Origin of the sequence: Allocoleopsis sp. (genome assembly GCF_036703385.1) — a bacterium.
Taxonomy (GTDB): Bacteria; Cyanobacteriota; Cyanobacteriia; order Cyanobacteriales; family Coleofasciculaceae; genus Allocoleopsis.
On the sequence record NZ_DATNPA010000017.1, the window covers coordinates 1 to 6120 of the forward strand.

The window sequence follows — 6120 nt, forward strand, 5'->3', positions numbered from 1 at the left end:
AATCCGGGCAGACTCCAACCCCAGTGCAGGTAACTTAGTCCTAAATAATTGAGGATGGGTAAAGGGGGTTGTTGCTCTCGTTTCCAGATGAAAAAAGCGATTGCACTCAAGATCGGGGTAGCACAACCTACCACAATCCAATCGATGGGATTACGCCACAACCCGAACCCGTCCATTGCCCAAAAGTTTACGGGCACCAGTAGCAGTGTTACAATCTGCAACGTCTGAGCGGTTAAGCGCAAATTACTCTGCCGATTCGCCCAGGCACAGACAGCCCAAAACGTTAAGGTATACCCTAATAACACCCCATATTGTCCAGAGGCGGGGAAATTCTTCCATTGACTGGCGGCTAGCACCCCAGAGGATACCACCACCATGAACACGCCTAGAAACAGCAGCCACCTGACGCTGAGTTCTGCTTGAAGCGACTGCAACATTTCCGTTAGCCAGGTGGGGGACGGACTGGATTGTTTCGCTACGGGTGCCGTCGCTTCCTCTGGAGCAAAGTCTGTGGCGAACTCCGGCAACCGTTGAGGCGTTGGTGTACGGGGTGATACTGGCGCTGGCGCTGTGGAGACTGGTGGAGTGGCAATTGGCTGCGGCAGTGGACAAGTGAGATTTTCTCGGCACAGCTTTTGCACGAGAGTGTCAGAAAGCAAGCCTAAGCGCAAAAACGCATCTAAGCCTTCTAACAGTTCAGGATTAGACGCTTGAGTCGTTAGTTCAACTTTGAGTTGAGTCTGAGACAGTAAACCCAAGCGCCGCCATATACCTAAACCTTTCAACAGAGCAGGCTGAGCAGTACTGCTCGTGACTTCAATTCTGATTGAGCGCTCTGTGCTTGGCAGTGGCGCTTCGCTATCGCGTGGCGATGGCATAAGCAGCAATCCCTTCTACTCAAACCCATCATGACTTTAGATTAGGAAGGCGCGATCGCCCTCTTGAATAAAACACCAGAATAGCAGAAGAGGCTCAAGCCATGCGGCTTGAGCCTCTTCTTACGTTAATTAGGCTTCAGGACTTAGTAGCGACGAGAGAAGTTATTGTTTCTCCGGTTACCACCGCCACCACCACCAGGACCTCTATCTTCGCGAGGCTTGGCCTTATTCACTTTCATATCACGACCCATCCACTCAGCCCCATCAAGAGCCTCAATTGCTGCTGTTTCTTCAGCTTCTGTACCCATTTCCACAAAAGCGAAGCCGCGTAGGCGACCTGTTTCACGATCTGTGGGTAACTGAATCCGCTTTACAGCACCATATTCTGCAAAAACAGCTGTGAGATCTTCTTGAGTGACCTCGTAGGAAAGGTTACCTACATAAATTGACATAGAATGTCTCCAAAACTTAGAGGGTGTAGAGATTGAGATTTCGGAGAGAAGCCTGTCAATATCAAAGGGAGAAAACCTGTCAATACTAGAAACAAACGCTACAACCGAACTTATTCTCATCCGCAATCGTAGCACAAGGTAGACCCTCAAGACGAGAGCCGAGCAAACTGTTACAAAACTCAACAGTATGGTAAAACCCACAACTCCACAGTAGGGAGCGTGGTTGGCATCGTGAGTTCAGGTAATCCCTATCTTTAGGCAAGGAGAGCAGCAGTTGTTAAGAGAGCGTTGTGGATTTCTGGTACAGTCTCCAGAAATTGTGGAACTCTACCCAAGTATATGGTATTCCTAGTAACATAAATCCAGCGTTAGGTAGTTTTTTCAAGCCATTTCTTCAAGAACTGGCGATGCAAAAACAGTGAGTCCACTAGGGATACACTCAATTTCAACAGGGGTAGTGCCGATGATCTCGCCATCCACAACGATTTTTTGAGCTGGGTCTGTTGTTACTTTGAGTCGCTTAGTGCGCAGGTGGACAATATCCGGTCGGTTCGGCGCAGTCTTGACTAAAGCTGAGCCAAACAGGCTGAGCATAGCATTCACCGCTTGGAGCTTAGTACTGGGTGTAGCGATCGTCACATCTAAAAGACCATCCGTCGCAATCACTTGCCCTAATCCCTGAGCTAAAACCGAGGTGGGTGGTGCTGCATTGGCAATGGTAACTGCTCCTGCCTGGAACTCATTGACAACACCTTCAATCTCAATCTGAGTGGCAAACAGCTCGTGTTCGTTGAGTTGTTGAATACCAGCTACGATATAGGCCAAAGCTCCGAATCGACTTTTCGCCTCCCGGTTGGCTCGTTCAACCATTTCAGCCTCAAACCCAATACCAGCCAGCAAAATCATCGGAAACCCGTTGCAGCGAGCCGCATCAACAATACGGGTTGTCCCCGCTAAAACTGTCTCGCAGGCTCCTCTAATATTGGTGGGAATTCCTAAAGCAACGGCAAAGGCATTAGCCGTGCCTCTAGGAATGATACCCAGGGGTATCCCTGTACCGAATATTGCTCCAGCGACAGCAGAGATTGTACCATCGCCACCCGAAGCGAGAATGAGTTCCGCTCCTTTTGCGATCGCATCTTGAGCGAGCTGTTCTGCGCTAACGTCTGGGGTGGTTAAGTGAACATTTAGCCGAACTTGAGGCTCTAAAAGCTGATGAATTAGCGCTAAATCTTGCTGCGCATTCCCTTGACCCGAAACGGGGTTAAAGATGAGGTAGCCGATACGAGTGTGACCCAGTATTGCCACGATCGCTTCTGCTGTCGCGAGGTTGGTGGCAAGAGGGATGTTGTGAACCTCGCAGATTCTCAGCAAGCTTTGGATATCCGGTTCGTGGGGTTGAGCGTAGAGGGGGTCAATCAGGAAAATCACAGCGATAACCTGACCTGTGGCGACTTGTGCCGCAATTTGCGCATCTCCCCCCATTGGCCCAGACAACATTCGTTCAACCGATAATCCCGTTCCTTCCTGGATGCGCTGTCCCGTGGTTCCGGTGGCGAGCAAGTTGTAGCGAGAAAGAATCGGTGCATGGGCACGAACAAAGGCAACAATATCGTCTTTTTTGCGATCGTGGGCAATGAGAGCAATGGTGGTGGGCATAGCTAACCAGAAGAGTATTCAAGCAGTGACCAGTGATCAGTGAGTAGTGATCAATGAGCAGTGACCAGGTAACTATTGGGAGATGGAACCCCAACATAATACCTACCACCGTCGCTCTTTTGGAGATTCTGACTCGAATCTTTCTACAGACTAGTGATACCAACTCCGGGTTGACTATCCTCCTTTTAACGTTGGGGGAGGCTGGGGGAGAAAAATCGCTGGCATTAGATCTCTTGCTTGCATTCGATTTTTGCCCCCCTAACCCCCCTAGAAAAAACGGCTTCGTCCTTACTCCTCTCCCCTAAAAGGGGAGAACTCTCTTGGGTGGGGGAAGAATCTCAAAGTCCCCCAGAATTGGGGGATGCGAGGGGGCATTCCTGGATTTATGCAAGAGACATTCATGAGCGTACCGCTCACACTCCACCATGAAAGGAGACTTTTGAAACAGGTCTATTGAAAGGGGGGTTCTATAACAGCGGATTTGGTATGCCCAACTACTCACTGCTCACTGCTCACTGTTCACTGCTGGGTATTGCCTAGGCAATCGCCCGTCAAGCAGGGAACTCCGTTTACCCTCCTTAGCGTCATAGAAAACTGTTCAGACCGCAAAACTGAATCTCTAGTCTTCTTAGAACACAGTTTATATCTGTGCCTTGAGAATAGAATAGACGTTCCCAGTTCTTCAGCTAAGATTGCAAGCGCTGTATCGAGGCAATTTACAATCATGCATTTACCGAAACCTCTACCCTTTACTCCAGGGGACTTGAGACTGACATTTTGCCAAAAAGCTCTGACTTTCATGCCTAAAAACCTGACGCATCCAGGCCAACCGAGAGATATGGCAGTCGCCAAGGCGATTAGGACACAGCCAAATACTGAAAGCTTGACCCGTCAATCTTTTGCCTTCTGCCCTCTGCCCTCTGGCTTTTGCTATAACTTCCCATCTTCACTGAGCCAGCTTGAGCGAACTCATCAATAAAATTGACACTTTAAGATAGCCAAGTCGGGGGCACTCTTGATCGCGTTGTGTTAAAAAAGGCCGACACTTCTAACGGCACCCCCTCTCTTAGATATTTGCGCATCCTACTGCACTAACGTAGCGGCTGCTTAAGAAGCAACCCATCGCCAAAAGTTAACAGCCATCCCCTCATCAACATCGCTATTGAGGGTTTGGATAGTCAAGGACGAGCAGCCTTAATGAAGTTATAGACCTAAGGTCTTAAGCCAATTGACGTATTCTTGATCAATATTTACAAACCGGGCTCAAATAGGGCTGATTTTACCAGCGATTAAAAGAAGTCCTACCAGTAGGATGGATTACGCCAGCAGCCACAATACTATCTGTAGTCTGAGGCGCGAGACGAAACGAACATGACCAACGCTCCTAATCCAGGCAACCAACCGGAACCCAATTCTGGAAACGAAACAGAACAGTCTTCTACCTCTGCGGTTAGGCGACGACAGTGGCATCGCCTAGCGATTATCCTCAGTTTGCTCTTGCTTTCTGGGATTGGCGGGGGATTAACATGGGTGTGGTTCTTTGTCTATAAGCAATTAGCGCCCCAGGTAGAGACAACCGTTACTAAACTCCTGAATCGTCCGGTTAAGTTGGGGCCTGTAGAAGGCTTATCCCCGGTTGGTTTGCGGTTTGGTGCCTCCAGCTTACCCGCAACTGCTACAGACTCCGATCGCGCTTCCGCAGAAGCGGTGGAAGTTACGTTTAATCTCCTACCCCTCCTGACCAAGCGTCAACTACCACTTGATGTCACCCTAGTCAAGCCAAAAGCTTACATTGAACAGGCTCAAGATGGGAAGTGGGTTAACCTTAAAGTACAGCAGTTACCGAAAGGCGCGATCGATATCAAGCTAAATGTCTTGCGGCTTCGGAATGCAGATGTTGCCCTCGTACCGAGGGGGGCAGGCGGGAATTCTAGGAAACCCATCGCCCTCTCTATACCCTCTGGGAAAGCTCTGTTTCTCAATAACAATAAGCTAATCAAGTTCGATCTAGGGGGTCAATTAATCGGTGGGGGAAATCTCACCCTTAATGGCAATAGCATCCCCGCAACCGGAGAAATCAAAGCCGCGATTTTAGGAAACGATCTGAGTGCCCCAGAGGTTGGTCGTTTAATTCAATTGCCCCTCATCCTAAAATCCGGAGCGATCGATGGCAATCTGGAAGTTACGTCGATACCCAACAAGCCGTTGACGTTTTTGGGAACCGTAGGTCTTAAGAATGTTACCGCCCAACTCGACCCACTGCCGAAGGCATTTGCCAACACCAGTGGTCAGCTGCGCTTTAAAGGCACACAAGTTCAGTTAGAAAAGGTCAACACGCTTTTTGGTCAAATCCCGGCCCAAGCCAATGGGACAGTGGATACCCAAGCCGGATTTAATCTGTCGGCACAGACTCAAGCCGTTCAGTTGCCGCAGGTTTTGCAGACCTTTAACATCAAAAAAATACCGGTGCCCGCAGCGGCAGAGGTGAAAGCTCAGCTTCAAGTCACTGGGACTCCTAGCAAACCCGTTGTTTCTGGGAAGTTTATCACCACAAAGATTGCTCAGATTGATAAAGTAAAATTTCGCTCGATCGCATCTGATTTTGGTGTCGTCGGGTCTACCCTATCCGTGAGCAACCTGCGAGCCTTACCCACTCTAGGGGGTCTGGTGATGGGAAACGGTGAAGTACAACTGGGTGCCAAGGCCGGAGGGGTGACCTTTAACTTCCAGGGGAATAACTTACCCGGAGATGCGATCGCACTTACTTACAATGTTAAACCACCCGTTCCCCTTGGCCTCATCTCTGGTAGGACGCAGATTGTCGGGAACCTGAATAACCCTCAGAACATTCGTGCCACAGGCTCAGCGAATCTCAGAATTGCAGGGGGTTATGTTGCCGTCAGGGATATTCAGGCAACTCAAAAGAGCTTCACGGCGCAAGTTCAGGCATCGGAAGTTCAGGTCGGACAACTCGCAGAAGTACCCCCTCAGTTTCGTGTTCCTGTTGCAGGTAACTTTAGGATTTCTGGCCCTCTGACCAATATCAATGCTGCCACAATTCAGGGAACCGGTTCTGGGAGTTTAAATGTTGCAGGCGGAACCGTTAGAGCTACCAATATCCAACTCGCCAA

General features: G+C 49.5%; 3 protein-coding genes and 2 pseudogenes. 2 read left to right on the top strand and 3 right to left on the bottom strand.

The window, feature by feature from the left end; translation table 11 throughout:
- The 3 genes and pseudogenes from V6C93_RS00820 to mgsA all read right to left on the bottom strand — a co-directional run.
- A pseudogene (locus tag V6C93_RS00820) lies at nt 1–878 on the bottom strand (DUF2157 domain-containing protein); the annotation flags it as partial.
- Nucleotides 879–1021: 143 nt separating this feature from the next.
- Nucleotides 1022–1330, bottom strand: coding sequence for an RNA-binding protein (locus V6C93_RS00825; RefSeq protein ID WP_333474738.1), 309 nt, complete (start codon nt 1328–1330; stop codon nt 1022–1024).
- Nucleotides 1331–1711: 381 nt separating this feature from the next.
- Complete coding sequence (gene mgsA / locus V6C93_RS00830) at nt 1712–2989, bottom strand: methylglyoxal synthase (protein WP_333474739.1); 1278 nt, start codon at nt 2987–2989, stop codon at nt 1712–1714.
- A 724-nt stretch (nt 2990–3713) separates the two neighbouring features.
- Here mgsA and V6C93_RS00835 point away from each other — a divergent pair.
- Together V6C93_RS00835 and V6C93_RS00840 are read left to right on the top strand one after the other, a co-directional pair.
- Nucleotides 3714–3968 (top strand): hypothetical protein, encoded by a 255-nt coding sequence (locus tag V6C93_RS00835; protein WP_333474740.1) that lies wholly within the window; start codon nt 3714–3716, stop codon nt 3966–3968.
- Between the two features lie 392 nt (nt 3969–4360).
- A pseudogene (locus tag V6C93_RS00840) lies at nt 4361–6120 on the top strand (hypothetical protein); the annotation flags it as partial.